We start from the raw sequence: 25309 nt of genomic DNA, 5'->3' as shown, positions 1-25309 counted from the left end.
GGTCTAGCTATCCATCGTGTAGCGTGGGCGGGCTGATCAATTGGTCCAGGGAGTTTAGAGATGTCAGGCCTTTCCGTGATGGTGGTGGGTTGTGGTGATGTAGGCGGGCGTCTTGCCCGGCAAATGCTTGCGCGCGGTTGGCAGGTGTGCGGCCTGCGTCGCTCGATCGGGCAGTTGCCTGCGGGTGTCGTGCCGGTGGCTGCAGACCTGTCCGAGCCCTCCATTCCCGCCGCCTGGCCGCAGCGTGCACCGGACTACCTGGTGTACTGCGTGGCGGCCAGCCAGCACGACGAGGCGGGTTACCAGGCGGCGTATGTTGATGGTTTGCGCCATGTGCTGGCCTGGCTGGCCGAGCGCGGCCAACGCCCACGGCGCCTGCTGTTCGTGTCCAGCAGCAGCGTGTATGCACAGAAGGACGGCGAGTGGATCGAGGAGGGCGCGGCCACCGAGCCTGAAGGCTATTCCGGGCGGTTGATGCTGGAGGCTGAGCGGCTGGCACTGGCCAGTGGCATCCCGGCTAGCGTGGTGCGCCTGACCGGCATCTATGGCCCCGGCCGCGAGTGGCTGCTCAGTCAGGTGCGCCAGGGCTACCGCGTGGCCGAGGAGCCTCCGCTGTATGGCAACCGTATTCATGCCGAGGACGCCGCCAGCCTGTTGGCGTTCCTGTTGCAGGCCGATGCCGATGGCAAGGTGCTGGATGACTGCTACATCGGCGTCGACGATGACCCGGCGCCGCTGGCCGACGTGGTGGCCTGGCTGCGGGCGTACCTGGGGGTGACCGAGTGGTCGGATGAGCAGCGGGTGCGGCGTACCGGCAGCAAGCGCTGCAGCAATGCCCGGGCAAGGGCGTTGGGCTGGGCGCCGGTGTATCCGAGTTACAAGGAAGGCTATGCCGCAATCCTGAAAGGCGTGCGCTGAGTCTACCGGCCTCTTCGCGGGTAAACCCGCTCCCACAGGTGCACCGCTGGTTTCAAGCCTGGCGGTGTACCTGTGGGAGCGGGTTTACCCGCGAAGAGGCCAGTGTGTTCGGCCGCTATTCAGCAGGTCTCAGCTGCGCTCCAGCACCCATTGGCGCTTGCCTGCTGCCAGTTCCGGCATTTCATCCGGCTGCGCACGGTTCACCGCCTGGAAGATCTCCAGCTTGTCGCCATCGCGCTTGATGATGAATGGCGCGCCACGTTGGTTGCGCTCCAGCCACAGGCTGTCATTGCTGCCACCCATGGTCGCGCAATCACCCGCCAGGCACAGGGCGAAACGGTCTGGCCCCGGCAGGCCGGTGACGTTGCCGGTGTCGCTGAAGCGCACGGTGGCACCTTTGCCCTGGCCTTCGACGACCTTCCAGTCGCCGCCCAGATAGGCCTGGTACAGCGCCTTCTCGAAGCTGCTGCCCAGTGGTGCGTTGGCCGCCGCCGGCGCTTTGGCGCGCACGAAGGTCTGCTTGCTGCCGCTTTGGTCGACAGCCTGCAGTTCGTCGCCATCGAGCGACAGTTGCTCGGTCTGGCCGCCCTGGAAGCTGGCCTGCCATTGCTTGTCGGTGGCGCTCAGCTGGCCGTCGGCCGCTTCGAAACCATTGCTGTAGCTGGCCTGCTGGCTGGCGACGTCGAGCTTCCACTCGAACACCGGGCCGTGCTCATTGAGCGCCTGGCGCAGGCTGCCGCCCTTGACGGCCGCAGTGATGGCGTCCTGGTTGATCCAGGTGCCGTTGAAATCTTCGGGTTTGTGGCTGGCGCAGCCGCCCAGAAGCAGGGCTGCCAGCGCGAAGGGCAGTGCTTGACGCATGACGGGGTAACCTTGCAGAGAAGGGAAGGTGACGGGCAGGGCGCCCGTCACCGGGGGCATCATTCGATGACCAGGATGGCGTCCATTTCGACCTGGGCGCCTTTCGGCAGCGCGGCAACGCCGATGGCGGCGCGGGCCGGGTACGGCTGCTCGAAGTAGCGGCCCATCACCTCGTTGACCTTGGCGAAGTGGCTCAGGTCGGTGAGGAAGATGTTCAGCTTGACGATGTCCTTGAACGAACCGCCAGCGGCTTCAGCCACGGCCTTGAGGTTTTCGAACACCTGTACGGTCTGGGCTTCGAAGCCTTCGACCAGCTCCATGGTCTTTGGGTCCAGCGGGATCTGGCCCGACATGTACACGGTGTTGCCGGCCTTGATCGCCTGCGAGTAGGTGCCGATGGCGGCAGGGGCCTTGTCGCTGTTGATGACGGTCTTGCTCATGATGACTCCTTGCAGTTGGCGGACTACGTACGCATGCGGGTGATGCGGACCACACCGGTCAGGGTACGCAGCTTCTTGATCACACGCGCCAGGTGCACGCGGTCGTGCACGCTGACCACCAGTTGGACCACGCTGATACGGCCGTCGCGTTCGTCCATGCTGATCTTCTCGATGTTGCCGTCGGCGGCGTTGACACTGCTGGCCAGCAGGGCAATCAGGCCGCGCTGGTGCTCCAGTTCGACACGCAACTCGACATTGAATTCACCGGTGATGTCCTTGGCCCAGGAGAGCTGCACGCACTTCTCCGGGTTGTGGCGGATTTCACTGATGTTGCGGCAGTTTTCCAGGTGCACGACCATGCCCTTGCCGGCTGACAGGTGGCCGACGATCGGGTCACCCGGGATCGGCGTGCAGCACTTGGCGTAGCTCAGCACCAGGCCTTCGGTACCGCGGATCGCCAGCGGGCCTTCCGGTGCCGGCAACTGCTCGCCTTCGGCCGACAGCAGGCGGCGCGCGACCACGTAGGCCATGCGGTTGCCCAGGCCGATGTCTTCGAGCAGGTCTTCGATCAGCTCCAGGCGGTACTCGGCGAGAATCGCCTGGATACGTTCCTGGGGGATTCTCTCCAGGCTGCTGTCGAAGCCGGTGAGTACCTTGTTCAGCAGGCGTTCGCCCAGGCTGATGGATTCGGAGCGCCGCTGCTGCTTGAGCGCGTGGCGGATGTGCGTGCGCGCCTTGCCGGTAACCACGAAGTTGAGCCAGGCCGGATTCGGCCGTGCGCCCGGGGCGCTGACGATTTCCACCGTGGAGCCGCTTTGCAGCGGTTCGGACAGCGGCGCCAGGCGGCGGTTGATGCGGCAGGCGATGCAGCTGTTGCCGACGTCGGTGTGCACCGCGTAGGCGAAGTCGACGGCCGTGGAGCCTTTGGGCAGCTCCATGATGCGGCCTTTGGGCGTGAACACGTAGACCTCGTCCGGGAACAGGTCGATCTTCACGCTCTCGATGAATTCCAGCGAGTTGCCGGCACGTTGCTGCAGTTCGAGGATGCCCTTGACCCACTGGCGGGCACGGGCGTGGCTGCCCTTGGGCTGCTCGTCGTCGTTGGACTTGTACAGCCAGTGCGCAGCGATGCCGTTGTTGGCCATCTCTTCCATCTCGCGGGTGCGGATCTGGATTTCGATGGGCACGCCGTGCATGCCGAACAGCGTGGTGTGCAACGACTGATAGCCGTTGGCCTTGGGGATCGCGATGTAATCCTTGAAGCGACCGGGCAGCGGCTTGTACAGGTTGTGCACGGCACCGAGCACGCGGTAGCAGGTGTCGACCTTGTCGACGACGATGCGGAAGGCGTACACGTCCATGATCTCGTTGAAGGCGCGGCGCTTGCCACGCATCTTCTTGTAGATGCCATAGAGGTGCTTCTGCCGGCCGCTGACCTCGCCCTCGATGCCGTCGGCGGCCAGGCAGTTGGCCAGCGAGTGCTCGATCTTGGCGACGATCTCTTTGCGGTTGCCGCGTGCGCTTTTCACTGCCCGGTGGATCAGAGACGAGCGCATCGGGTGCATGGCCTTGAAGCCGAGGTCCTCGAACTCCACGCGCACGGTGTGCATGCCCAGGCGGTTGGCGATGGGGGCGTAGATCTCGAGGGTTTCCTTGGCGATGCGCCGGCGTTTTTCGCCGGACAGCACCTCCAGGGTGCGCATGTTGTGCAGGCGGTCGGCCAGCTTGACCAGGATCACGCGGATATCGCGGGCCATGGCCATGGCCATTTTCTGGAAGTTCTCGGCTTGCGCCTCGGCCTTGGTCTCGAAGTTCATCTGGGTCAGCTTGCTGACCCCATCGACCAGTTCGGCCACGGTCTCGCCAAACTGCTGGCTGAGGGCTTCCTTGGCGATGCCGGTGTCTTCGATCACGTCGTGCAGCATGGCCGCCATCAGGCTCTGATGGTCCATGTGCATGTCGGCGAGGATGCTGGCCACGGCCAGCGGGTGGGTCACGTAGGGCTCGCCACTGCGGCGGCGCTGCCCATCGTGGGCCTGTTCGGCGTAGAAATAGGCGCGCCGGACCAGGTTGACCTGTTCCGGGCCAAGATAGGTCGACAGCCGTTCGGCCAAGGCTTCTATACCCGGCATGGGTTCACCTCCTGCCGAGGAAGGGGGCCTTGCGCCGTGCGACTTCGACCTGGCATCAATCAGACAGCCTCGTTGTTCTCGTCCTCGAACGCGGCGAACACCGGATCCTCGGTGACGATCTCTTCAGCGGCGATGAACTCGTTGGTGACGATGCCTTCGGCGATTTCACGCAGGGCAACAACGGTCGGCTTGTCGTTTTCCCACGCAACGCGTGGCTCTTTGCCGCCGGTCGCCAGCTGGCGAGCGCGCTTGGTCGAGAGCATGACCAGCTCAAAGCGGTTATCCACGTGTTCCAGGCAGTCTTCAACAGTTACGCGGGCCATGGTCTTCCTCAGTAGCAATTGCGGTGGGCGTGCAGCCCAATAGTGGGCAGGCGGACTCGATAGTTTAAAAAATCACCAGCCAATAGGGAAGCGCTGTTTTGTCGGGTGGTTACCTTCAAGCCCTGTATTGCCTTCTTCGCGGCTAAAGCCGCTCCCACAGGGACCGCATTGTTCTCAGGTTCATCACCGCACCCTGTGGGTGCGGCTTCAGCCGTGAAAGGGCCGGAACAGACACCCTATCACTTGAGCCTGACGATAACCTCAGAGCATCGCGTCACGCAACCGCGGGGTCAGCTCCTCGAACAGGGTCTGCACCGAGCGCAACGCCCGGCAATCGGGCCGGGTCAGCAGCCACAGCTGGGTGTCGCAACCCGGCAGCGGCCCGCTCAGCGCATCCACCCCGGGCAGCGCGTGCACCATGTAGTCCGGCAACGCCGCCACGCCGAGCCCGGCCGTGACCAGCTGGGCGATGGTCGACATGCCGCTGCACTGGTAGCGCGGGCTCAACCCCGGGTGCTGCTGGTTGCGCCAGACCACCGTGGGGTGGTCCTGCATCGAGTCGTCGGGGGCGATCCACGGCACGCTGGCAGGTGACTCGGCCAGGCGCTCGCGCCACTGCGGTTGGCCGCAGACCACGTAGGAGGTGGACCCCAGGTTGCGGCCCACCAGGTGCTCCGGCGGCGTGTTGGTCAGGCGCAGGGCAATGTCGGCATCGCGCCGGCTGAGGTTGGCGAAGGTGTTGGAGGTGCCCATTTCCAGCGACAGGGCCGGGTAGTTGGGCATGAACTCGGCCAGCGCCGGCAGCAGCAGGCTGTGCATCACCGCCTCGGTACAGGTCAGCCGCACCGTGCCGCTGACCACCTGCTCGCCACTGGTCATGGCGATGCGCGCCGCCTCCAGCGCCTGCTCGGCGCGTTCGGCCTGCTCGGCCAGGGCCTGGGCGGTGTCGGTCGGCAGGTAGCCCTTGCGGCTCTTGACGAACAAGGCGGTGCCCAGCGCCGACTCCAGCCGGCGGATCGAGCGGAACACCGTCGACACATCGACCTTGAGCAACTCGGCAGCCTTGGCCAGCGAGCGGCCACGTTCCAGGGCCAGGACCAGGGAAAGGTCGGCATGGGTAATCTGATATTGCATTGGTGCACGCTCTGCTTGCCGAATTGCCAATGTCTGTTGCGTTTTGGCCATTTTATAGTGGAACGGCCCCCGGGAATCAATGCGCCCGGTCGGGTAACCAGTCCCCACGATGGGAAAGTGAAAAGAACAACAGCTGCAACCATCGTCGCCCGTGAGGCGCCAGCCGTATCCCCACATCGCCGCAGCAAATCAAAGGATGTACAGCCATGACGTCGGTAACCCCGTGCGCCAGTTCTTCCAGCGAGATGAATGACTTCCTCCAGGCCCATCCGGACACGCAGTACGTCGACCTGCTGATTTCCGACATGAACGGCGTGGTACGTGGCAAGCGCATCGAGCGGGCCAGCCTGCACAAGGTGTACGAGAAGGGCATCAACCTGCCGGCATCGCTGTTCGCCCTGGACATCAACGGTTCCACCGTCGAGAGCACCGGCCTTGGCCTGGACATCGGCGATGCCGACCGCATCTGCTTCCCGATCCCTGGCACGCTTTCGGACGAGCCGTGGCAGAAGCGCCCCACCGCCCAGCTGCTGATGACCATGCACGAGCTGGATGGCCAGCCGTTCTTCGCCGACCCGCGCGAAGTGCTGCGCCAGGTGGTGAGCAAGTTCGACGACCTGGGCCTGGATATCTGCGCCGCGTTCGAGCTGGAGTTCTACCTGATCGACCAGGACAACCTCAACGGTCGCCCGCAGCCGCCGCGCTCGCCGATTTCCGGCAAGCGCCCGCAGTCGACCCAGGTGTATTTGATCGACGACCTCGACGAATATGCCGACTGCCTGCAGGACATGCTCGAAGCGGCCAAGGAGCAGGGCCTTCCCGCCGACGCCATCGTCAAGGAAAGCGCCCCGGCACAGTTCGAGGTCAACCTGCACCATGTGGCCGACCCGCTGAAGGCCTGCGACTACGCGATCCTGCTCAAGCGCCTGATCAAGAACGTCGCCTACGACCATGAAATGGACACCACCTTCATGGCCAAGCCCTACCCGGGCCAGGCAGGCAACGGCCTGCACGTGCACATTTCCTTGCTGGACAAGAAAACCGGCAAGAACATCTTTGCCAGTGACGACCCGCTGCAAAGCGACGCGCTACGCCACGCCATCGGTGGCGTGCTGGAAACCATGCCGGCGTCGATGGCCTTCCTCTGCCCGAACATCAACTCCTACCGCCGCTTCGGTGCGCAGTTCTACGTGCCCAATGCGCCAAGCTGGGGCCTGGACAACCGCACCGTGGCCGTACGCGTGCCCACTGACAGCAGCGACAACGTGCGCCTCGAGCACCGCGTGGCCGGTGCCGACGCCAACCCGTACCTGATGCTCGCGGCGATCCTCGCTGGCGTTCACCACGGCCTGACCAACCAGGTCGAGCCCCAGGCGCCGATCGAAGGCAACTCCTACGAACAGTTGGAGCAGAGCCTGCCGAACAACCTGCGCGATGCCCTGCGCGCGCTGGACGACAGCGAAGTCCTCAACCAATACATCAGCCCGGACTACATCGATATCTTCGTGGCCTGCAAGGAAAGCGAACTGGCCGAGTTCGAAGTGTCGATTTCCGACCTCGAGTACAACTGGTACCTGCACACGGTGTAAGCCCATGAGCGCAAATGCGGTCCCCTTGATCGGTGTCAGCGCCTGCCGCCAGCAGGTGGGGAAGAACTCGTCGCACACGGTAGGCGACAAGTATGTCGAGGCGGCCGGCTTTGCCGGCTTGCCACTGATCTTGCCGGCCCGTGACGGGGGCAGCGACACGCAGGCGCTGCTGGCCCGCCTGCACGGCATTGTTTTTACCGGCTCACCTTCAAATATCGAACCGCATCATTACAATGGCGCCCCCAGCGCGGCAGGTACCCGGCACGATCTGGCACGCGATCGCCTGACCCTGCCGCTGCTGCAGGCGGCCATTGCCGCCGGCGTGCCGGTGTTCTGTATCTGCCGTGGCTACCAGGAACTGAACGTGGCCCTGGGCGGCAGCCTGCACCAGCGCGTGCAGGAACTGCCCGGCTACCTTGACCACCGTGAACCTGAGGACGCACCCCTGGAGGTGCAATACGGCCCTCGTCACCCTGTCGGCATCGAGCCTGGCGGGATGTTCGAGCGCCTGGGCCTGGCGGCGCAGTTCGAGGTCAACTCGCTGCACAGCCAGGGCATCGACCGCCTGGCCCCGGGCCTGCGCGTCGAGGCACGGGCCCCGGATGGCCTGATCGAAGCGGTGTCCATGCCTGCGGCGCCGGGCTTTGTGCTCGGCGTGCAGTGGCACCCGGAGTGGCGATTTACCGAAAACCCGGTCTCGCTGCGCCTGTTCCAGGCGTTTCGCGAGGCCTGCATTGCCTACGCAGCACGGGAGGGCGCACGGCAGGAGGCATTCTGACGTCACCCGAAGGTCTCGGATGACTTGTTCCCGGCAGCAAGCTTTCAATGAGTGAAAGCGGGCCTTGTACGCAAGGCCTGTGAAAACAATTCCAAAATCTACGGCAAATACTCATGAGCAATTACACAGAAGCCGGCCGCCCACCCGACGTGGCGGCCGACGCGGGCAATACCCAGCGCAGCAAGGGCCTGGCCACAGGCCGGCTGGGCTTGCTGGCCAGCGTGGTGCTGGGCATTTCCACCATCGCCCCGGTCTACACCCTGACCGGCGCCCTTGGTCCGACCGTGCGTGAAGTGGGTGCGCACCTGCCTGCCGTGTTCATTGTCGGCTTCCTGCCGATGCTGCTGGTGGCCTTGGGCTACCGCGAACTGAACTCGGCGGAGCCGGACAGCGGTACTTCGTTTACCTGGTCGGCGCGTGCCTTCGGCCCGATGATCGGCTGGATCGGCGGCTGGGGCCTGGTTGTCGCCACCACCATCGTGTTGTCGAACCTGGCAGGGGTGGCGGTCGATTTCTTCTATCTGTTCCTTGGCCAGATCACCGGCAAGCATGAGCTGGCGGCATTGGCCGACAACCTGCTCATCAACATAACCACCTGTTGCGTGTTCATTGCCATGGCGGTGTGGATCTGCTGCCGCGGCATGACCACCACCATGACCGTGCAGTACGGCCTGGTGGCCCTGCAGTTGCTGGTGCTGATCGGCTTCGCCTTTGCCGCTTTCGGCGAAACCACCGCGCCGCCACCGCTGGAGTTCGATTTCGCCTGGTTCAACCCGTTCGGCGTCGAGTCGTTCTCGGCTTTTGCCGCCGGGCTGTCGCTGTCGATCTTCATCTTCTGGGGCTGGGACACGTGCCTGACCGTCAGCGAAGAGTCGGTGGGCAGTGAAGAGGTGCCGGGCAAGGCCGCCACCTGGACCGTGATGTTGATTCTCGGCCTGTACCTGTTTACCGCCATCGCCACCCTGCAGTTTGCCGGTATCAGTGAAACTGGCCTGGGCCTGAACAACCCGCGCATCCAGGAAAACGTGTTTGCCCACCTGGCCGGCCCGGTCATGGGGCCGCTGGCGATCCTGATGTCCATCGCCGTGCTGGCCAGCACGGCGGCTTCGCTGCAGTCGACCTTCGTGGCGCCGGCGCGCACCCTGTTGGCCATGGGTTACTACGGCGCGGTACCGCAAAAGTTCGCCAGCGTCTGCCCGCGTTCGCAAACCCCGCGCTACGCCACCATCTGCGCCGGCCTGGCCGCAGGCCTGTTCTACGTGACCATGCGTACCCTGAGCGAGAACGTGCTGGCCGATACCATTACCGCGCTGGGCATGATGATCTGCTTCTACTATTCGCTGACCGCATTCGCCTGCGTCTGGTATTTCCGCCACAGCCTGTTCGACAGCCTGCGCCACTTCATCATGCGCGGCCTGTGCCCGCTGGTGGGTGGGGTGATCTTGTCGGTGATCTTTGCGCGTACCGCCATCGATAGCGCCTCGCCGGACTTTGGCAGTGGCTCGCATGTGGGCGGGCTGGGGCTGGTGTTCGTTATTGCCGCGATCATCTCGGTGCTCGGCATCGCGCTGATGATGCTGTCGCGCATGCGCGCGCCGGCGTACTTCCTGGGGGCTACCCTGCGTCAGCAGGCTACCTTGCCACTGCAGGAATAAAGCTGGGGGCGCTTTGTGCCCCTATCGCGACACGAGGCCGCTCCCACAAAAGCACGGCGTACGCCATCAGATGTGGGAGCGGCCTTGTGTCGCGAAAGGGCCTCGAAGAGGCCCAGGCAATCTTTAGCCGATCATTTGCTTCAGCAACGCCGCATGACGCTGCTGCTGCTTCTTCAACACCAGGCGATTCGAGCGGAACACCGCTTTCAAATCCTCCAGCGCCACGTCGAAATCATCGTTGATGATCACGTAGTCATACTCGTCGTAGTGCACCATCTCGCTGACGGCTTCCTTCATGCGCCCGGCGATGATCTCTTCGCTGTCCTGCCCGCGGCCGTCCAGGCGCTGGCGCAGGGCCTGCTGGCTTGGCGGCAGGATGAACACCGACAACGCCTGCGGCATCAGCTTGCGCACTTGCTGCGCGCCCTGCCAGTCGATTTCCAGGATCAGGTCGTAACCCTGGTCCAGGGTCTGCTGCAGCGCGCTGCGCGAGGTGCCGTAGAAGTTGCCGAACACCTCGGCATGTTCCAGGAAGTCGCCTTGGGCGATCAGCGCCTTGAATTCCTCGTGGACGACGAAGTGGTAGTTCACCCCGTGCTGCTCGCCCGGGCGCATGGCGCGGGTGGTGTGCGAGACCGAGACGCGGATTTGCTGGTCGTCCTTGGTCAGGGCGGTGACCAGGCTGGTCTTGCCGGCGCCCGAAGGAGCCGAAACGATGTAGAGGGTGCCGCTGCTATGGTTCATGGTCGGGGTGGCCTTACTCGATGTTCTGTACTTGTTCACGCATCTGTTCGATCAATACCTTCAGGTTGACCGCCGCTTGCGTGCTGCGTGGGTCGAAGGCCTTGGAGCCGAGGGTGTTGGCCTCGCGGTTGAGTTCCTGCATCAGGAAGTCCAGGCGCCGGCCGGCGGCACCGCCACCCTTGAGCACTCGGCGCACTTCGGTGACGTGGGTGCTGAGACGGTCGAGTTCCTCGGCCACGTCGCTCTTCTGGGCCAGCAGCACCATCTCCTGCTCCAGGCGTTGCGGGTCGAGTTCGGCCTGCATGTCGCCGAAGCGGTCGAGGATCTTCTGCCGCTGCGCCGCCAGCATCTGCGGCACCAGGGCGCGCAGGGTGGTGACTTCGCTGGCCATGTTGTCCAGGCGCTCGTTGATCAGCCGGGCCAGTTCCTGGCCTTCACGCTGGCGCCCGGCCTTGAGCTCGGCCAGCGCTTCATCGAACAGCGCCATGGCTTCGCTATTCAGTGCCTGCGGGTCGCTGGCGTCGGCTACCAGCACGCCAGGCCAGGACAGCACCTCCAGCGGGTTCAGGGGGGCCGGCTGCTTGATCAGGCCGGCCACTTCCTCGGCGGCGGCAACCAGCTGTGCGGCGCGCTCGCGGTCCACCTTCAGTGGTTTGCCGTTGCTGTCTTCGTTGAGGCGCAAGGTGCATTCCACCTTGCCCCGCGACAGGCCCTGGCGCAGGCCTTCACGCACGGCGCCTTCGAGGTCGCGCAGGGCCTCGGGCAGGCGCAGGTGCGGTTCCAGGTAACGGTGGTTGACCGAGCGCAGCTCCCAGACCAGGGTGCCTTGGCTGCCGGCGCGCTCGACACGAGCAAAAGCGGTCATGCTGTGCACCATGGGGAGTACCTCGCGTAGATGAATGAACGGTGGGAGCCTCTCGGCTGCAAGGCGCAGGATTGTAGCGCAGTGGGGCCATGGCGCCCAATCCACCCATGTTACCGACGGGTGGCCTGGCCGGTAGGATAAGGCGACGGGCAGTGCCGGGCGCGACAATAGGCATGTCTTCCCCGGGCTGCGGGCTCTATAATGCTCGGCAGATTCAAAGTCCCAGTACAGGTATCCCAGATGAAACGTCCAAGTGGTCGCGCCGCCGATCAGCTCCGCTCGATCCGCATCACCCGCAACTACACCAAGCACGCCGAAGGGTCGGTACTGGTCGAGTTCGGTGACACCAAGGTCATCTGCACGGTCAGCGTGGAAAACGGTGTGCCACGCTTCCTCAAAGGCCAGGGCCAAGGCTGGCTGACCGCCGAATACGGCATGCTGCCGCGCTCCACCGGCGAGCGTAACCAACGTGAAGCCAGCCGTGGCAAGCAGGGTGGGCGCACCCTGGAAATCCAGCGCCTGATCGGCCGTTCGCTGCGCGCCGCGCTGGACATGAGCAAGCTCGGTGACATCACTCTGTACGTCGACTGCGACGTGATCCAGGCCGATGGTGGCACCCGCACTGCGTCCATCACCGGTGCCATGGTCGCCCTGTGCGACGCCCTGGCGGTGATCAAGAAGCGCGGTGGCCTGAAGGCCGGCAACCCGCTCAAGCACATGATCGCCGCCGTGTCGGTGGGCATGTACCAGGGCGAAGCGGTGCTCGACCTGGACTACCTGGAAGACTCCGCCGCCGAAACCGACCTGAACGTGGTCATGACCAGCGCCGGTGGTTTCATCGAAGTGCAGGGTACTGCCGAGGGCGCGCCGTTCCAGCCTGAAGACTTCAACGCCATGCTCGCCCTGGCACAGAAGGGCATGAGCGAGATCTTCGAACTGCAGCAGGCGGCACTGGCCGACTGAACCCAGCCAGGGAGGTGCGGGGCATGAGCGAATCGAACCTGTCGATCACCCCGCCCAATGCCGAAATCCGGCAATGGGCGATGTTCTGCCACCTCTCCGCGCTGCTGGGCCTGGTGGTGCCGCTCGGGCACCTGCTGGGCCCGCTGGTGCTGTGGCACCTCAAGCGCGAGCAAGACCCTTTCATCGACGCCCAGGGCAAAGAGGCGCTGAACTTTCAGATCAGCGTGACCATTGCCGGGTTCATCTGCTTCCTGCTGATGTTCGTGTTCATCGGGCTGGTGCTGTTCGCCATGCTGATGGTCGCGGTGATGATCCTGATCATCATTGCGGCGGTGCGGGCGAATGAGGGCAAGCCTTATCGCTACCCGATGATCTGGCGACCGATCAAATAGCAATTGGGGCCGCAGAGCGGCCCCAATTGCGTTTAGATGGTCAACGTCCAGTCATAGTCGACGATCAGCGGCGCATGCTGGGAGAAGCGCGGCTGACGCGGCAGACGGGCGTTACGCACGAAGCGGCGCAGGCCCGGGGTTAGAATCTGGTAGTCGAACCGGTAGCCCAGGTTGAGCATCTCGGCCTGCTCGTTGTCCGGCCACCAGCTGTACTGGTCGCCTTCACGGCTGACTTCGCGCAGGGCATCGACGTAACCCATCTCGCCAGTGATCGCATCCATCCAGGCGCGCTCCGGCGCCAGGAAACCCGGCGACTGCTGGCTGTCACGCCAGTTCTTGATGTCAAGCTTCTGCTGCGCCACGTAGAACGAGCCGCAGTAGATGTATTCGCGACGCTTGCGACGCTGTTTGTCCAGGTATTTGGCGAAGTCGTCCATCAACTTGAACTTCTGGTTCAAGTCTTCGTCGCCGTTCATACCCGAAGGCAGCAGCAGGCTGGCAATACTGACTTTGTCGAAATCTGCTTGCAGGTAACGCCCGTAGCGGTCGGCTGTCTCGAAGCCCAGGCCGGTGATGACTGCCTTGGGCTGCATGCGCGAATACAGGGCCACACCACCTTGGGCAGGCACCTCCGCGTCGCAGGCATAAAGGAAATAGCCATCGAGCTGGAAAGCTGGGTCATCGAGTTCAAAGGCCGAGGCGCGGGTATCCTGAAGGCAGATGACGTCGGCATTCTGGGCTTGCAGCCAGCTGAGCAAACCACGCTCGGCCGCAGCCTGAATGCCATTTACGTTCACACTGATGATCCGCATAAATGGCCCCAAAAATCTCGTGCGTGTATGATACCCGAGCTCAAACCATTTAGCTAAATCCGTGGTGTCCGGGACTATCCATGCAGCCGTATCAGCGCGACTTCATCCGTTTTGCCATCGATCGCGGGGTACTGCGTTTCGGTGAATTCACCCTGAAATCGGGGCGTACCAGCCCGTATTTCTTCAATGCCGGCCTGTTCAACACCGGTTCCGCCCTGGCCGAACTGGGGCGCTGCTATGCCGCAGCCATCGTCGACAGCAAGATCCCGTTCGATGTGCTGTTCGGCCCGGCCTACAAGGGTATCCCGCTGGCAGCGACGACTGCCGTGGCCCTTGCCGATCAGCATCAGCTCGACGTGCCATGGTGCTTCAACCGCAAGGAAGCCAAGGATCACGGCGAAGGCGGCAGCCTGGTCGGTGCACCGCTGGCCGGTGACGTGCTGATCATCGACGACGTGATCACCGCCGGTACCGCCATTCGTGAGGTCATGCAGATCATCAATGCCCAGCAGGCCAAGGCCGCCGGCGTGCTGATCGCGCTGAACCGCGAAGAGCGTGGCAATGGCGAGCTGTCGGCGATCCAGGAAGTGGAGCGCGACTTCGGTATCCCGGTGGTCAGCATCGTTTCGCTGACCCAGGTGCTGGAGTTCCTGGCCGATGACCCGCAGCTGAAGCAGCATCTGCCGGCTGTCGAGGCTTACCGGGCGCAGTACGGTATCTGATTCGAGGCCCGGAAATGAAAAAGGCGACCTTCGCATGAGGGTCGCCTTTTTTGTTTCGCCTGTTCCGGCCTCTTCGCGGGTAAACCCGCTCCCACAGGATCTCCACAGCCCTCAAAGGCGGTGCTGTACCTGTGGGAGCGGGTTTACCCGCGAAGAGGCCGGAACAGGTTGACGATCAGCGCTGCTTGCGGTTGGTAATCAGGGTACCCACACCGCTGTCGGTGAAGATCTCCAGCAGTACCGCATTCGGCACACGGCCGTCGATGATGTGCGAGCTGTTCACACCGCCCTGCACCGCATCCAGCGCGCACTTGATCTTCGGCAGCATGCCGCCGTAGATGGTGCCGTCGGCGATCAGTTCGTTGACCTGCTCGGTGGTCAGGCCGGTCAGCACCTCGCCCTGCTTGTCCATCAGGCCGGCGATGTTGGTCAGCAGCATCAGCTTCTCGGCCTTCAGCGCCTCGGCTACCTTGCCCGCCACCAGGTCGGCGTTGATGTTGTACGACTCACCGTTGGCACCCACGCCGATCGGCGCGATCACCGGGATGAAGTCGCCCTTCACCAGCATGTTCAGCAGGTCGGTGTTCACGCTCACCACTTCGCCCACGTGGCCGATGTCGATGATTTCCGGGGTGGTCATCTCGGGCGTCTGGCGGCTGACGGTCAGCTTGCGGGCGCGGATCAGCTCCGCGTCCTTGCCGGTCAGGCCGATGGCGCTGCCGCCGTGGCGGTTGATCAGGTTGACGATGTCCTTGTTGACCTGGCCACCCAGCACCATCTCCACCACGTCCATGGTCGCCGAGTCGGTGACGCGCATGCCGTCGATGAAGTGGCTTTCGATCGACAGGCGCTTGAGCAGGTCGCCGATCTGCGGGCCACCACCGTGGACCACCACCGGGTTGATGCCCACAGCCTTCATCAGCACGATGTCACGGGCGAAGCCGGTCTTGAGCTCCTCGCTCTCCATCGCGTTGCCGCCGTACTTGATCACCAGGGTCTTGCCGACAAAGCGGCGGATGTAAGGCAGTGCTTCGGACAAAACCTCGGCTACATGGGAAGCGGCATCGCGATCGAGGGTCATGCAGGGCTCCTGTAAGGAACAGATAGTCGGTCAGAACGGCAGTTGCAGCTCAGGCTCAACCCGCAGCAACTGAGTACGGAAAACATCCTTGATACGTTGCAATTCGGCGTCGCTGTCGGCCTCGAAGCGCAGCACCAGCACCGGGGTGGTGTTGGAGGCGCGAACCAGGCCCCAGCCGTGGGCATAATCCACCCGCACACCATCGATGGTGGTCAGGTTGGCGTCGCCCCAGTCGGCGTCGCGTTGCAGTGCATCAATGATGCTGAATTTACCCTCGTCGGTCACATCAATATTGATTTCCGGCGTGGAAATATCGTTCGGGAAGGCGGCAAACAGGTTTTCGGCGCTTTGCCCGGTCTTGCTGAGGATCTCCAGCAGGCGCGCGGCGCTGTAGATGCCGTCGTCGAAACCGTACCAGCGTTCCTTGATGAAGATGTGACCGCTCATCTCGCCGGCCAGCAGCGAGCCAGTCTGTTTCATCTTCTTCTTGATCAGCGAGTGTCCGGTCTTCCACATCAGCGCGCGGCCGCCGTGCTGCTCGATCAGCGGGGTCAGGCGGCGGGTGCATTTGACGTCGAAGATGATTTCGGCGCCCGGGTTGCGCGACAGCACGTCCTGGGCAAACAGCATCAGCAGGCGGTCGGGGTAGACGATGCTGCCGGTGTTGGTCACCACGCCGACGCGGTCGCCGTCACCGTCGAAGGCCAGGCCGATGTCGGCGCCGGTTTCCTTGACCTTGGCGATCAGGTCTTCGAGGTTTTCCGGCTTGCCCGGGTCCGGGTGGTGGTTGGGGAAGTTGCCATCGACCTCGCAGAACAGCGGGATCACTTCGCAGCCCAAGGCTTCGATCAGTTGCGGCGCAACCACGCCAGCGGCGCCATTGCCGCAGTCCACCACCACCTTGAGCTTCCTGGCCAGCTTCACGTCGCCGACAATCTGCTGGAAGTAGCGGTCGAGGATCTCGACTTTTTCCACGCGGCCTTCGGCGCGGGTCAGGTTGTTGGTTTTCAGGCGGGTCAGCAGCGCCTGGATCTGTTCGTTGGCCAGGGTATCGCCGGCGATGACGATCTTGAAGCCGTTGTAGTCCGACGGGTTGTGGCTACCGGTCAGCATCACACCCGACTTGCCGGCCAGCACGTTGGCTGCGTAGTACAGCGCCGGGGTAGGCACCAGGCCGACGTCGCTGACCTGGCAGCCGGCATCGACCAGGCCCTTGATCAGCTGTTCGACCAGCATCGGGCCGGACAGGCGGCCATCGCGGCCGACCGAAACCTGCGGTTCGCCCTGGGCCAGGCTTTGCGCGCCGATGGCGCGGCCGATCCAGTAGGCGGTTTCGGCGTGAAGGGTTTTGCCGACCACGCCGCGAATGTCATACGCGCGGAAAATGCTGTCTGGCAGTGCGGCGGGGACCAGGTGGGCCATGTCGTTCATCTCTGGAAGCTCCATTAGTCAAAGGCTTTCTGGGCAGGCGCAAACTGAACGCTTGGACGGTGGTTTCGCCAGAGAGTTCGCCATCCTTGGCCTGAACGGTCATTTCTCGGCTCAGTGGCTGCCGGAATGGCCGAAGCCGCCAGCGCCGCGCTGGCTTTCATCGAACGCTTCGACGATGTCGAAATGGGCCTGTACCACCGGTACCAGCACCAGCTGGGCGATGCGCTCGCCGACAGCGATGGTGAACGGGGTGTTGCCGCGGTTCCAGCACGACACCATCAACTCGCCCTGGTAGTCCGAGTCGATCAGCCCGACCAGGTTGCCCAGCACGATGCCGTGCTTATGGCCCAGGCCCGAGCGCGGCAGGATCACCGCCGCCAGGCCCGGGTCGCCGATGTAGATCGACAGGCCGGTGGGAATCAGCAGGGTCTGGCCTGGCTCGAGGACGGTGTCCTCCTTGAGCAGGGCGCGCAGGTCCAGGCCGGCGGAGCCGGGGGTGGCGTACTGCGGCAGGGGGAATTCGGTGCCCAGGCGTGGGTCGAGGATCTTGGCTTGAAGAGCGTGCATGTAACTTATTGAACCTGATTGAGCCGTTCGGCGATGAAGGCGACCAGTTGCCGGGCGATCTTGCCCTTGCTGGTCTGCGCGAAGAGGGTCTGGTGCTGCTGGCGGTCGATCACGGTCAAGGCGTTTTCTTCGCTGTTGAAGCCGATGCTGGGGTTGGCCACATCATTGGCGACGATCAGGTCGAGGTTCTTGTCCTTGAGCTTGCGCGTGGCGTAATCGAGCAAGTGTTCGGTTTCGGCGGCGAAGCCGACGCTGAACGGGCGGTCGGCGCGGCCAGCGAGGGTGGCAAGGATATCGGGATTGCGCACCATCTGCAGCAGCATGCCGTCGCCGGTCGTAGGATCTTTCTTCAGTTTTTGCGTGGCAACGACTTCCGGGCGGTAGTCCGCGACCGCCGCCGAGGCGATGAACAGGTCGCACGGCATGGCCGCTTCACAGGCTGCGAGCATGTCCCGCGCGCTGACCACGTCGATACGGCTGACCCGGTCGGGGGTCGGCAGGTGCACAGGGCCGGTGACGAGGGTGACCCTAGCCCCGGCTTCGGCGGCCGCTTCGGCCAGGGCGAAGCCCATCTTGCCGGAGCTATGATTGGTGATGTAGCGCACCGGGTCGATGTTTTCCTGGGTCGGGCCGGCGGTGATCAGCACGTGCTTGCCGGTCAGGGCCTGGCGCTTGAAGCTTTCCGCGGCACACCAGGCCAGGTCGGTGGCTTCGAGCATGCGGCCCAGGCCGACGTCGCCACAGGCCTGGCTGCCGGACGCCGGGCCGAACACCTGGATGCCACGGCTCTTGAGCAGTTCGAGGTTGGCCTGGGTGGCCGGGTCGCGCCACATGGCCTGGTTCATGGCCGGGGCCACGGCGACGGTAGCGTCGGTGGCCAGTACCAGGGTGGTCAGCAGGTCGTCGGCCATGCCTTGGGCCATGCGCGCCATGAGGTCGGCGGTGGCCGGGGCGATCAGCACCAGATCGGCCCACTTGGCCAGTTCGATATGGCCCATGGCCGCTTCGGCGGCAGGGTCGAGCAGGTCCATGTGCACCGGGTGGCCCGACAGCGCCTGCAGGGTCAGCGGGGTGATGAACTCTGCACCACCACGGGTCATGACGACGCGCACCTGCGCGCCGTGCTCCAGGAGTCGGCGAATCAGTTCGGCGCTTTTGTAGGCGGCAATGCCGCCACCCACGCCGAGAACGATGCGCTTGCGATACAGCCGCTGCATAGGCTTGCCTTTTTCCAGTGAGAGCGGGCGGCGACGTTTGGGAATGCCTGCGGCAGAACGTCGCATGTACGAGGCGAAATAGATTAACACAGGGCCGAAATGGGCCGCAGCAAGGGCAGAGGGGCGGGATGAATATCAGGAAGTGGCCGGCTGAAGAGCGGCCGAGGGAGAAGTTGTTGCAGCGTGGGGTCGGAAGCCTGACGGATACGGAATTGCTTGCTGTATTTCTCGGCTCAGGTGTGCGTGGGCGCAATGTCGTGGAACTGGCGCGAGGTCTGCTCGTGAAGTTCGGGGGCTTGCGCCAGTTGCTGGAGGCCGACCGTGAGGCCTTCGTCGGTGAGCTTGGTTTGGGCCCGGTGAGGTACAGCCAGTTGCAGGCGCTGCTGGAGATCGGGCGCAGGCACCTTGCAACTTCGATTGAGCGTGAATCTGCGATGGACAGCCCGGGAACGGTGAGGCGCTATCTGAAAGCGATGCTGCGACATGAAGTCAGCGAGGTGTTCGGATGTCTCTTTCTCGATACCAAGCACAGGCCGTTGGCGTTTGAAATCCTCTTCCGAGGCACGATAGATCGGGCCAGCGTCTACCCACGGGAAGTGGTGCGGCGGGCATTGCTGCATAACGCAGCGGCCTTGATCCTGTGCCACAACCACCCCTCAGGCAACAGTGAGCCCAGCCAGGACGATGTGCATTTGACCCTGTCGCTGAAGCGGGGGCTGGCGTTGATCGATGTGCGGGTGCTGGATCACATCATCATCGGTGACGGGGAGCCGCTGTCGATGGTCGAGCATGGGTGGATTGTGGCCTGAGGAAAAACTGGGAGCCTTGTGCTGCCAGTACCGGCCCTTTCGCGGGTGAACCCGCTCCCACAGGGATAGTGCCATGTTCAAAGTTGGCGCGGTCCCTGTGGGAGCGGGTTTACCCGCGAAGAGGCCGGCGCGGGCTTACTTGGTCACTGACACCTTGCTGAAATCCAGCCGCCCGAACGGGCTCACCTGGTACCCCTCGACCCCTTGGCGCAGCAGGGCCGCCGCCGTCGGGTGCGCCAGCGGCACCCACAGCGCCTGCTGCTGAATCAGGGTTTGCGCCTGCTGGTAAAGCCGGCTGCGCACGCTCTGGTCGTTGGTGGTACGCCCGGCGCTGATCAACTGGTCCAGGCGGCTGTCGCAGAAACGTGCGAAGTTGGTCCCCGACTGCACCGCGGCGCAGGAAAACTGCGGGCTGAGGAAGTTGTCCGGGTCGCCGTTGTCACCCGCCCAGCCCATGAACAGCAGGTCATGCTCGCCCGCCTTGGCGCGGCGGATCAGCTCGCCCCACTCGATCACGCGGATCTCGGCCTTGATGCCAATCTTGGCCAGGTCGGCCTGCAGCATCTGCGCACCGAGGCTGGGGTTGGGGTTGAGCAGGCTGCCCGACGGGCGGGTCCAGATCGTGGTGCTGAAGCCTTGGGCCAGGCCAGCCTTGGTCAGCAGGGCCTTGGCTTTCTTCAGGTCCAGCGGGTAGCCGGGCAAGTCCTTGGCGTAGCTCCAGGTGTTGGGCGGGTAGGGGCCGTTGGCGGCTACCGCGGAGTCTTCGAACACGGCCTTCAGATAAGCCTGCCTGTCGAAGGCCAGGTTGATGGCCTGGCGCACTTCCGGCTTGTCCAGCGGTGGGTGCTGGCTGTTGATGGCGACGAAGGCGGTCATGAAGGCCGGGGTGGTGACCACCTTGAGGTTGCCGTCCTTGCCGGCTTCGGCAATGTCCAGCGGCTTGGGCGACAACGCGACCTGGCACTCGCCGCGCTTGAGTTTCTGCAGGCGCACGTTGGCATCGGTGGTGATGGCGAAGATCAGCGGGTCGACCGCCGGCTTGCCGGCGAAGTAGTCAGGGTTGGCGCGGTAGCGCACCAAGGCGTCCTTCTGGAAGCGCTGGAAGATGAACGGCCCGGTACCGACCGGCTGGCTGTTGAGCTTCTCCGGCGTGCCGGCCTTGAGCAGTTTGTCGGCGTACTCGGCGGAGTAGATCGAGGCAAAGCCCATGCTCAGCGTGGCCAGGAACGTGGCGTCCGGGTGGTTGAGGGTGAAACGCACGGTGTTCGGTGCGGGCGCCTCGATCGCCTTGATCAGGCTGCCCAGTTGCAGCGACTGGGCATGCGGGTAACCGCCCGGTGCGGTCTTGTGCCAGGCATGGGCGGGGTAGAGCATGCGCTGGAAGCTGAACAGCACATCGTCGGCGTTCAGGGCGCGGCTTGGCTTGAAGTAGGCGGTGGTGTGGAATTTCACGTCATCGCGCAGGGTAAAGTCGTAGATCAGGCCATCGGCCGATACCGTCCAGCTGGCCGCCAGGCTCGGCACCACCTTGCCTTGCGCCGCGTCGAACTCCACCAGCCGGTTCATCAGCACATCGGCCGTGGCGTTGGTGGTGGTCAGCGAGTTGTACTGCACCACGTCGAAGCCTTCGGGGCTGGCCTCGCTGCAGACGCTCAGCGGGGCGGCCTGGGCAACGCCGGCGGCGAACAGGGCGCCTGCGGCGAACAAGGAGTTGAACAATAAGGAAAGGGCGGCAGCACGCATAGTGGCTCCTTGGCTGTCAGTGGCCCATCTGCCAGTGCAGTCTGGAAAAGGCCTACCCTAGTGTGCCCGTCGGGAAATGGCCACACCCTTTTTTACAAAATTGGCGACGAGCGGTCGACGGCTGACGGGGCCTGCCGCTATGCTGGCCGGGCGCGTCGAGGCTCGTGTCAATATTCATCTAATGTTGTTGCGGCCGAGTCTTTCTGGTATAAAGCAGCGCTCTTTTCTAGGGGCTCGGCCTGTCGCATCAGCGAATGCGGCCGATAAGACCTCCAGAATCACGGCGCCCAGGCGCCAAAGACTGAGAGATTAAGCGGCCAACCCATGCCGGGTTGGGCATGTGGTTTTAGAGGGCTGAGTCATGTCGAGAGTCTGTCAAGTTACTGGTAAGGGTCCAGTAACCGGGAACAACATTTCCCACGCAAACAACAAAACCCGTCGTCGTTTCCTGCCGAACCTGCAGCACCACCGTTTCTGGGTTGAATCCGAGAAGCGTTTCGTGCGTCTGCGCGTATCTGCCAAAGGCATGCGCGTCATTGACAAGCGTGGTATCGACGTAGTGCTGGCCGAGCTGCGCGCTCGCGGCGAAAAGTTCTAAGGAGAACGTCATGCGTGAATTGATCCGTCTGGTTTCGAGTGCTGGCACTGGCCACTTCTACACCACCGACAAGAACAAGCGCACCACTCCGGACAAAATCGAGATCAAGAAATATGATCCGGTTGTTCGCAAGCACGTGGTGTACAAGGAAGCCAAGATCAAGTAATTGATCGGCGACCTGAAAAAACCCGCATCCGAAAGGACGCGGGTTTTTTTATGCCTGTGCTGGCCTCTTCGCGGGCAAACCCGCTCCCACAGGTGCATCACAAGCCTTTAGGGCGGTGAAATCCTTGTGGGAGCAGAGGCCGGCACAGCCTCAAATCATTTCTGCTCGAACATCACATAGATCTTGCGGCAAGGTTCCAGCACCTCCCAGGTGCCCTTGAACCCCGCCGGAATGACAAACCGGTCACCGGCACGCAAAGTCTTGGCCCCACCGTCCTGGTCGCGCAGCACCGAAACACCCTGGACGATCTCGCAGTACTCATGCTCGGTGTAGTTCACCGTCCATTGCCCCACCTCGCCTTCCCACACGCCCGCGGCAAACTGCCCGCACGGGCTGGAATAATGGTTGTAGACCGCCTGGTCGGGCTCGCCCTTGAGGATTTTTTCCGCCGCCGGGCGGTAGCGTTCGGCCTCGGTAATGACCTGTGCGAAGTCGATGATGCTGTCGATGCTCATGGTGCGGCTCCTGTTGTTGTTTAATAAAATGCACATCAGTAGGCTTTTGAGCCTTCTGTGTCAAATATATTGATAGTTTACCCGGGCTGGTTTAGGGTATCGCTTGCCAGTGTGCGCTCGTCGCCCACCAGAATTCTGACAACGCCTGTGAGTCCTCAGTGCGGCGTTGCACCTAAACAAGAGGAGGAGTTTCGTATGACCACCCTGACTCGTGCGGACTGGGAACAACGTGCCCAGCAACTGAAGATCGAAGGCCGTGCCTTCATCAACGGCGAATACACCGATGCCGCATCCGGTGAAACCTTCGAGTGCCTGAGCCCGGTCGACGGACGCTTCCTGGCCAAGGTTGCCAGCTGTGACCTGGCCGATGCCAACCGCGCTGTGGAAAACGCCCGTGCCACCTTCAACTCCGGCGTGTGGTCGCAGCTGGCACCGGCCAAGCGCAAGGCCAAGCTGATCCGCTTCGCCGACCTGCTGCGCAAGAACGTCGAAGAGCTGGCACTGCTGGAAACCCTGGACATGGGCAAGCCGATCGGTGACTCCTCCAGCATCGACATCCCGGGCGCGGCCAATGCCATCCACTGGACTGCCGAAGCCATCGACAAGGTCTACGACGAAGTCGCCCCGACCCCGCATGACCAGCTCGGCCTGGTCACCCGTGAAGCAGTGGGTGTGGTCGGTGCCATCGTACCGTGGAACTTCCCGCTGCTGATGGCCTGCTGGAAGCTTGGCCCGGCCCTGGCCACCGGTAACTCGGTAGTGCTCAAGCCGTCCGAAAAATCGCCGCTGACTGCCATTCGCATCGCCCAGCTGGCCATCGAAGCCGGTATCCCGGCTGGCGTGCTGAACGTGCTGCCAGGCTACGGCCACACCGTGGGCAAGGCACTGGCCCTGCACATGGACGTCGACACCCTGGTGTTCACCGGTTCGACCAAGATCGCCAAGCAGCTGATGATCTATGCTGGCGAATCGAACATGAAGCGCATCTGGCTGGAAGCCGGTGGCAAGAGCCCGAACATCGTCTTCGCCGACGCCCCGGACCTGCAAGCTGCTGCCGAGGCTGCCGCCAGCGCCATCGCCTTCAACCAGGGCGAAGTGTGCACCGCAGGCTCGCGCCTGCTGGTCGAGCGTTCGATCAAGGACAAGTTCCTGCCAATGGTGGTCGAGGCCCTGAAAGGCTGGAAGCCAGGCAACCCGCTGGACCCACAGACCACTGTCGGTGCCCTGGTCGACACCCAGCAGATGAACACCGTGCTGTCGTACATCGAAGCCGGCCACAAGGACGGCGCCAAGCTGCTGGCCGGTGGCAAGCGCACCCTGGAAGAGACCGGCGGCACCTATGTCGAGCCGACCATCTTCGACGGCGTGACCAACGCCATGCGCATTGCCCAGGAAGAAATCTTCGGCCCAGTGCTGTCGGTGATCGCCTTCGACACCGCTGAAGAGGCCGTCGCCATTGCCAACGACACGCCGTATGGCCTGGCCGCTGGCATCTGGACCTCGGACATCTCCAAGGCCCACAAGACCGCCCGTGCCGTGCGCGCTGGCAGCGTCTGGGTCAACCAGTACGACGGCGGCGACATGACCGCGCCGTTCGGTGGCTTCAAGCAGTCGGGCAACGGCCGTGACAAGTCGCTGCATGCGCTGGAGAAGTACACCGAGCTGAAGGCGACCTGGATCAAGCTGTAATCCCAGGGGGCCGCTTTGCGGCCCATTCGCGGCACAAGGCCGCTCCTACAGGGGCATGCGTTTCCCTGTAGGAGCGGCCTTGTGCCGCGAATGGGCTGCAAAGCAGCCCCAAGAACTCAAGAGGTCAAGGATGCGTTGGGGGACCTACTTCGCCGTACTGGCATCGGTGCTCAGTGTCGGGCTGGCGCTGGGCGTGAGCATGCCGCTGGTGTCCCTGCGTCTGGAAGCCTGGGGCTATGGCAGCTTCGCTATCGGCGTAATGGCCGCGATGCCGGCGCTGGGTGTGCTGGCAGGTGCCAGCCTGGCCAGCCGCCTGGCCGGCTGGGTCGGTGTGCCCTCGGCCACGCGCATATGCCTGTGGGGCGGCGCGCTGTCGATCGGCCTGGTGGCACTGCTGCCCAGCTACCCATTGTGGCTGCTGTTGCGGCTGATGATCGGCATGTCCCTGACCGTGGTGTTCATCCTCGGCGAAAGCTGGATCAACCAACTGGTGGTCGAGCAATGGCGTGGCCGCTTGGTGGCGCTGTATGGCAGCAGCTATGCCCTCAGCCAGCTGGCCGGCCCGCTGGTGCTGGGCTTTCTCGGCTCGGATGACGACTTCGGCTTCTGGGCCGCGACCGGCCTGCTGCTGGTGGCGCCGCTGATTCTCCTTGGGCGTGGTGGTGCGCCCAGTACAGAGGCCTGCAGCGTCACCTTCGGCGACCTGTTCGCCTTCTGCCGGCGTTTGCCGGTGATCGCCTGGGCCATTGCCCTGTTCGCCTCGTTCGAGGCGATGATCCTGACCTTGTTGCCGGTGTACTGCCTGCAGCAGGGCTTCAGCACCGAAATCGCCCTGTTCATGGTCAGTACCGTGGTGGTGGGCGACGCAGTGCTGCAGCTGCCCATTGGTGCGCTGGCCGACCATATGTCGCGGCGCACCCTGTTCACCGGCTGCGCGGTGACCTTGCTGTTGTCCAGCCTGGCGATTCCGCTGTTGTTGCACACGCCGGCGATCTGGCCGTTGTGGGTGTTGTTCGGCGCCAGTGCGGGGGGCTTGTTCACCTTGTCGCTGGTGCTGATCGGCGAGCGCTACCGCGATGATGAGCTGGTGCGGGCCAATGCCCATGTGGCGCAACTGTGGGGCATTGGCTGCCTGCTCGGGCCGTTGTTGGCGGGGGCGGGGGGC

26 protein-coding genes are annotated in these 25309 nt (G+C 63.6%); 12 read left to right on the top strand and 14 right to left on the bottom strand.

Annotated elements, in window-relative coordinates:
• Positions 1-60: 60 nt before the first annotated feature.
• A complete protein-coding gene (locus tag J5M71_RS07900; protein ID WP_207831326.1) occupies positions 61-918 on the top strand; it encodes an SDR family oxidoreductase in 858 nt (285 codons plus the stop codon).
• A 129-nt stretch (positions 919-1047) separates the two neighbouring features.
• On the opposite strand, the gene J5M71_RS07895 is transcribed toward J5M71_RS07900, so the two are convergent.
• The 5 genes from J5M71_RS07895 to J5M71_RS07875 form a co-directional block, all read right to left on the bottom strand.
• Positions 1048-1779, bottom strand: coding sequence for a hypothetical protein (locus J5M71_RS07895; protein ID WP_063912237.1), 732 nt, complete (start codon positions 1777-1779; stop codon positions 1048-1050).
• Between the two features lie 59 nt (positions 1780-1838).
• Positions 1839-2219: a RidA family protein gene (locus tag J5M71_RS07890; RefSeq protein ID WP_009684531.1), complete on the bottom strand. Its 381-nt coding sequence runs from the start codon at positions 2217-2219 to the stop codon at positions 1839-1841.
• A 23-nt stretch (positions 2220-2242) separates the two neighbouring features.
• Positions 2243-4351, bottom strand: coding sequence for a bifunctional GTP diphosphokinase/guanosine-3',5'-bis pyrophosphate 3'-pyrophosphohydrolase (spoT, locus tag J5M71_RS07885; protein WP_207831324.1), 2109 nt, complete (start codon positions 4349-4351; stop codon positions 2243-2245).
• A 59-nt stretch (positions 4352-4410) separates the two neighbouring features.
• Entirely contained in the window at positions 4411-4674 is a 264-nt protein-coding gene (rpoZ, locus tag J5M71_RS07880) for a DNA-directed RNA polymerase subunit omega (protein WP_003253383.1), read from the bottom strand.
• Between the two features lie 261 nt (positions 4675-4935).
• A complete protein-coding gene (locus J5M71_RS07875; RefSeq protein WP_013974798.1) occupies positions 4936-5808 on the bottom strand; it encodes a LysR family transcriptional regulator in 873 nt (290 codons plus the stop codon).
• Positions 5809-6014: 206 nt separating this feature from the next.
• On the opposite strand from J5M71_RS07875, the gene J5M71_RS07870 reads away from it, so the two are divergent.
• From J5M71_RS07870 to J5M71_RS07860, 3 genes are all read left to right on the top strand, one after another.
• A complete protein-coding gene (locus tag J5M71_RS07870) occupies positions 6015-7397 on the top strand; it encodes a glutamine synthetase family protein (protein WP_015272334.1) in 1383 nt (460 codons plus the stop codon).
• Positions 7398-7401: 4 nt separating this feature from the next.
• The gene (locus J5M71_RS07865; protein ID WP_207831322.1) at positions 7402-8175 is read left to right on the top strand and encodes a gamma-glutamyl-gamma-aminobutyrate hydrolase family protein; all 774 of its coding nucleotides are present in this window, start codon (positions 7402-7404) and stop codon (positions 8173-8175) included.
• A 113-nt stretch (positions 8176-8288) separates the two neighbouring features.
• Positions 8289-9830 (top strand): APC family permease, encoded by a 1542-nt coding sequence (locus J5M71_RS07860; protein WP_207831321.1) that lies wholly within the window; start codon positions 8289-8291, stop codon positions 9828-9830.
• 123 nt (positions 9831-9953) lie between these two features.
• Here the strand turns inward: J5M71_RS07860 and gmk are convergent, their stop codons facing one another.
• Both gmk and J5M71_RS07850 read right to left on the bottom strand, forming a co-directional pair.
• The gene (gene gmk / locus J5M71_RS07855; protein WP_207831319.1) at positions 9954-10574 is read right to left on the bottom strand and encodes a guanylate kinase; all 621 of its coding nucleotides are present in this window, start codon (positions 10572-10574) and stop codon (positions 9954-9956) included.
• Positions 10575-10587: 13 nt separating this feature from the next.
• The gene (locus J5M71_RS07850; protein WP_063912232.1) at positions 10588-11451 is read right to left on the bottom strand and encodes a YicC/YloC family endoribonuclease; all 864 of its coding nucleotides are present in this window, start codon (positions 11449-11451) and stop codon (positions 10588-10590) included.
• A gap of 228 nt (positions 11452-11679) precedes the next feature.
• On the opposite strand from J5M71_RS07850, the gene rph reads away from it, so the two are divergent.
• Positions 11680-12402 carry a ribonuclease PH gene (gene rph, locus J5M71_RS07845; protein ID WP_013974792.1) on the top strand — a complete coding sequence of 241 codons (723 nt, stop codon included), beginning with the start codon at positions 11680-11682 and terminating at the stop codon, positions 12400-12402.
• A gap of 23 nt (positions 12403-12425) precedes the next feature.
• Positions 12426-12794, top strand: a complete 369-nt coding sequence (locus tag J5M71_RS07840; protein ID WP_003258195.1) for a DUF4870 domain-containing protein — start codon at positions 12426-12428, stop codon at positions 12792-12794.
• Positions 12795-12826: 32 nt separating this feature from the next.
• Here J5M71_RS07840 and J5M71_RS07835 read toward each other — a convergent pair whose 3' ends face one another.
• The gene (locus J5M71_RS07835) at positions 12827-13606 is read right to left on the bottom strand and encodes an exodeoxyribonuclease III (RefSeq protein WP_003253401.1); all 780 of its coding nucleotides are present in this window, start codon (positions 13604-13606) and stop codon (positions 12827-12829) included.
• A gap of 80 nt (positions 13607-13686) precedes the next feature.
• Here J5M71_RS07835 and pyrE point away from each other — a divergent pair, with 80 nt between their 5' ends.
• Positions 13687-14328, top strand: coding sequence for an orotate phosphoribosyltransferase (pyrE, locus tag J5M71_RS07830; protein ID WP_003253405.1), 642 nt, complete (start codon positions 13687-13689; stop codon positions 14326-14328).
• A gap of 175 nt (positions 14329-14503) precedes the next feature.
• Here the strand turns inward: pyrE and argB are convergent, their stop codons facing one another.
• From argB to coaBC, 4 genes are all read right to left on the bottom strand, one after another.
• Positions 14504-15409 (bottom strand): acetylglutamate kinase, encoded by a 906-nt coding sequence (gene argB / locus J5M71_RS07825; RefSeq protein WP_003258198.1) that lies wholly within the window; start codon positions 15407-15409, stop codon positions 14504-14506.
• 30 nt (positions 15410-15439) lie between these two features.
• Positions 15440-16840, bottom strand: coding sequence for a phosphomannomutase/phosphoglucomutase (locus J5M71_RS07820; RefSeq protein WP_207831317.1), 1401 nt, complete (start codon positions 16838-16840; stop codon positions 15440-15442).
• Between the two features lie 111 nt (positions 16841-16951).
• Positions 16952-17407, bottom strand: coding sequence for a dUTP diphosphatase (dut, locus tag J5M71_RS07815; protein ID WP_015272329.1), 456 nt, complete (start codon positions 17405-17407; stop codon positions 16952-16954).
• A gap of 5 nt (positions 17408-17412) precedes the next feature.
• Positions 17413-18624: a bifunctional phosphopantothenoylcysteine decarboxylase/phosphopantothenate--cysteine ligase CoaBC gene (gene coaBC, locus J5M71_RS07810; protein WP_012274821.1), complete on the bottom strand. Its 1212-nt coding sequence runs from the start codon at positions 18622-18624 to the stop codon at positions 17413-17415.
• A gap of 128 nt (positions 18625-18752) precedes the next feature.
• Here coaBC and radC point away from each other — a divergent pair, with 128 nt between their 5' ends.
• Positions 18753-19433 (top strand): DNA repair protein RadC, encoded by a 681-nt coding sequence (radC, locus tag J5M71_RS07805; protein WP_207831315.1) that lies wholly within the window; start codon positions 18753-18755, stop codon positions 19431-19433.
• 135 nt (positions 19434-19568) lie between these two features.
• Here the strand turns inward: radC and J5M71_RS07800 are convergent, their stop codons facing one another.
• Positions 19569-21176 carry an ABC transporter substrate-binding protein gene (locus J5M71_RS07800; RefSeq protein ID WP_207831313.1) on the bottom strand — a complete coding sequence of 536 codons (1608 nt, stop codon included), beginning with the start codon at positions 21174-21176 and terminating at the stop codon, positions 19569-19571.
• A gap of 361 nt (positions 21177-21537) precedes the next feature.
• Between J5M71_RS07800 and rpmB the strand changes: the two genes are divergently transcribed.
• Both rpmB and rpmG read left to right on the top strand, forming a co-directional pair.
• Positions 21538-21774 (top strand): 50S ribosomal protein L28, encoded by a 237-nt coding sequence (rpmB, locus tag J5M71_RS07795; protein ID WP_003258972.1) that lies wholly within the window; start codon positions 21538-21540, stop codon positions 21772-21774.
• A 10-nt stretch (positions 21775-21784) separates the two neighbouring features.
• Entirely contained in the window at positions 21785-21940 is a 156-nt protein-coding gene (rpmG, locus tag J5M71_RS07790; RefSeq protein ID WP_003253507.1) for a 50S ribosomal protein L33, read from the top strand.
• Positions 21941-22095: 155 nt separating this feature from the next.
• Here the strand turns inward: rpmG and J5M71_RS07785 are convergent, their stop codons facing one another.
• Complete coding sequence (locus J5M71_RS07785; RefSeq protein WP_003258971.1) at positions 22096-22455, bottom strand: cupin domain-containing protein; 360 nt, start codon at positions 22453-22455, stop codon at positions 22096-22098.
• Between the two features lie 195 nt (positions 22456-22650).
• Here J5M71_RS07785 and J5M71_RS07780 point away from each other — a divergent pair, with 195 nt between their 5' ends.
• Together J5M71_RS07780 and J5M71_RS07775 are read left to right on the top strand one after the other, a co-directional pair.
• Positions 22651-24144 carry an aldehyde dehydrogenase gene (locus tag J5M71_RS07780; RefSeq protein ID WP_063912225.1) on the top strand — a complete coding sequence of 498 codons (1494 nt, stop codon included), beginning with the start codon at positions 22651-22653 and terminating at the stop codon, positions 24142-24144.
• 130 nt (positions 24145-24274) lie between these two features.
• Positions 24275-25309 (top strand): MFS transporter (locus tag J5M71_RS07775; RefSeq protein ID WP_207831311.1); only part of this gene is annotated, 1035 nt, incomplete at its 3' end.

The organism is Pseudomonas sp. 43(2021), assembly GCF_017490805.1.
Classification (GTDB): Bacteria; Pseudomonadota; Gammaproteobacteria; order Pseudomonadales; family Pseudomonadaceae; genus Aquipseudomonas.
The sequence above is the reverse complement of the archived record's forward strand: the minus strand, read 5'-3'. Positions and strand labels throughout refer to the sequence as shown.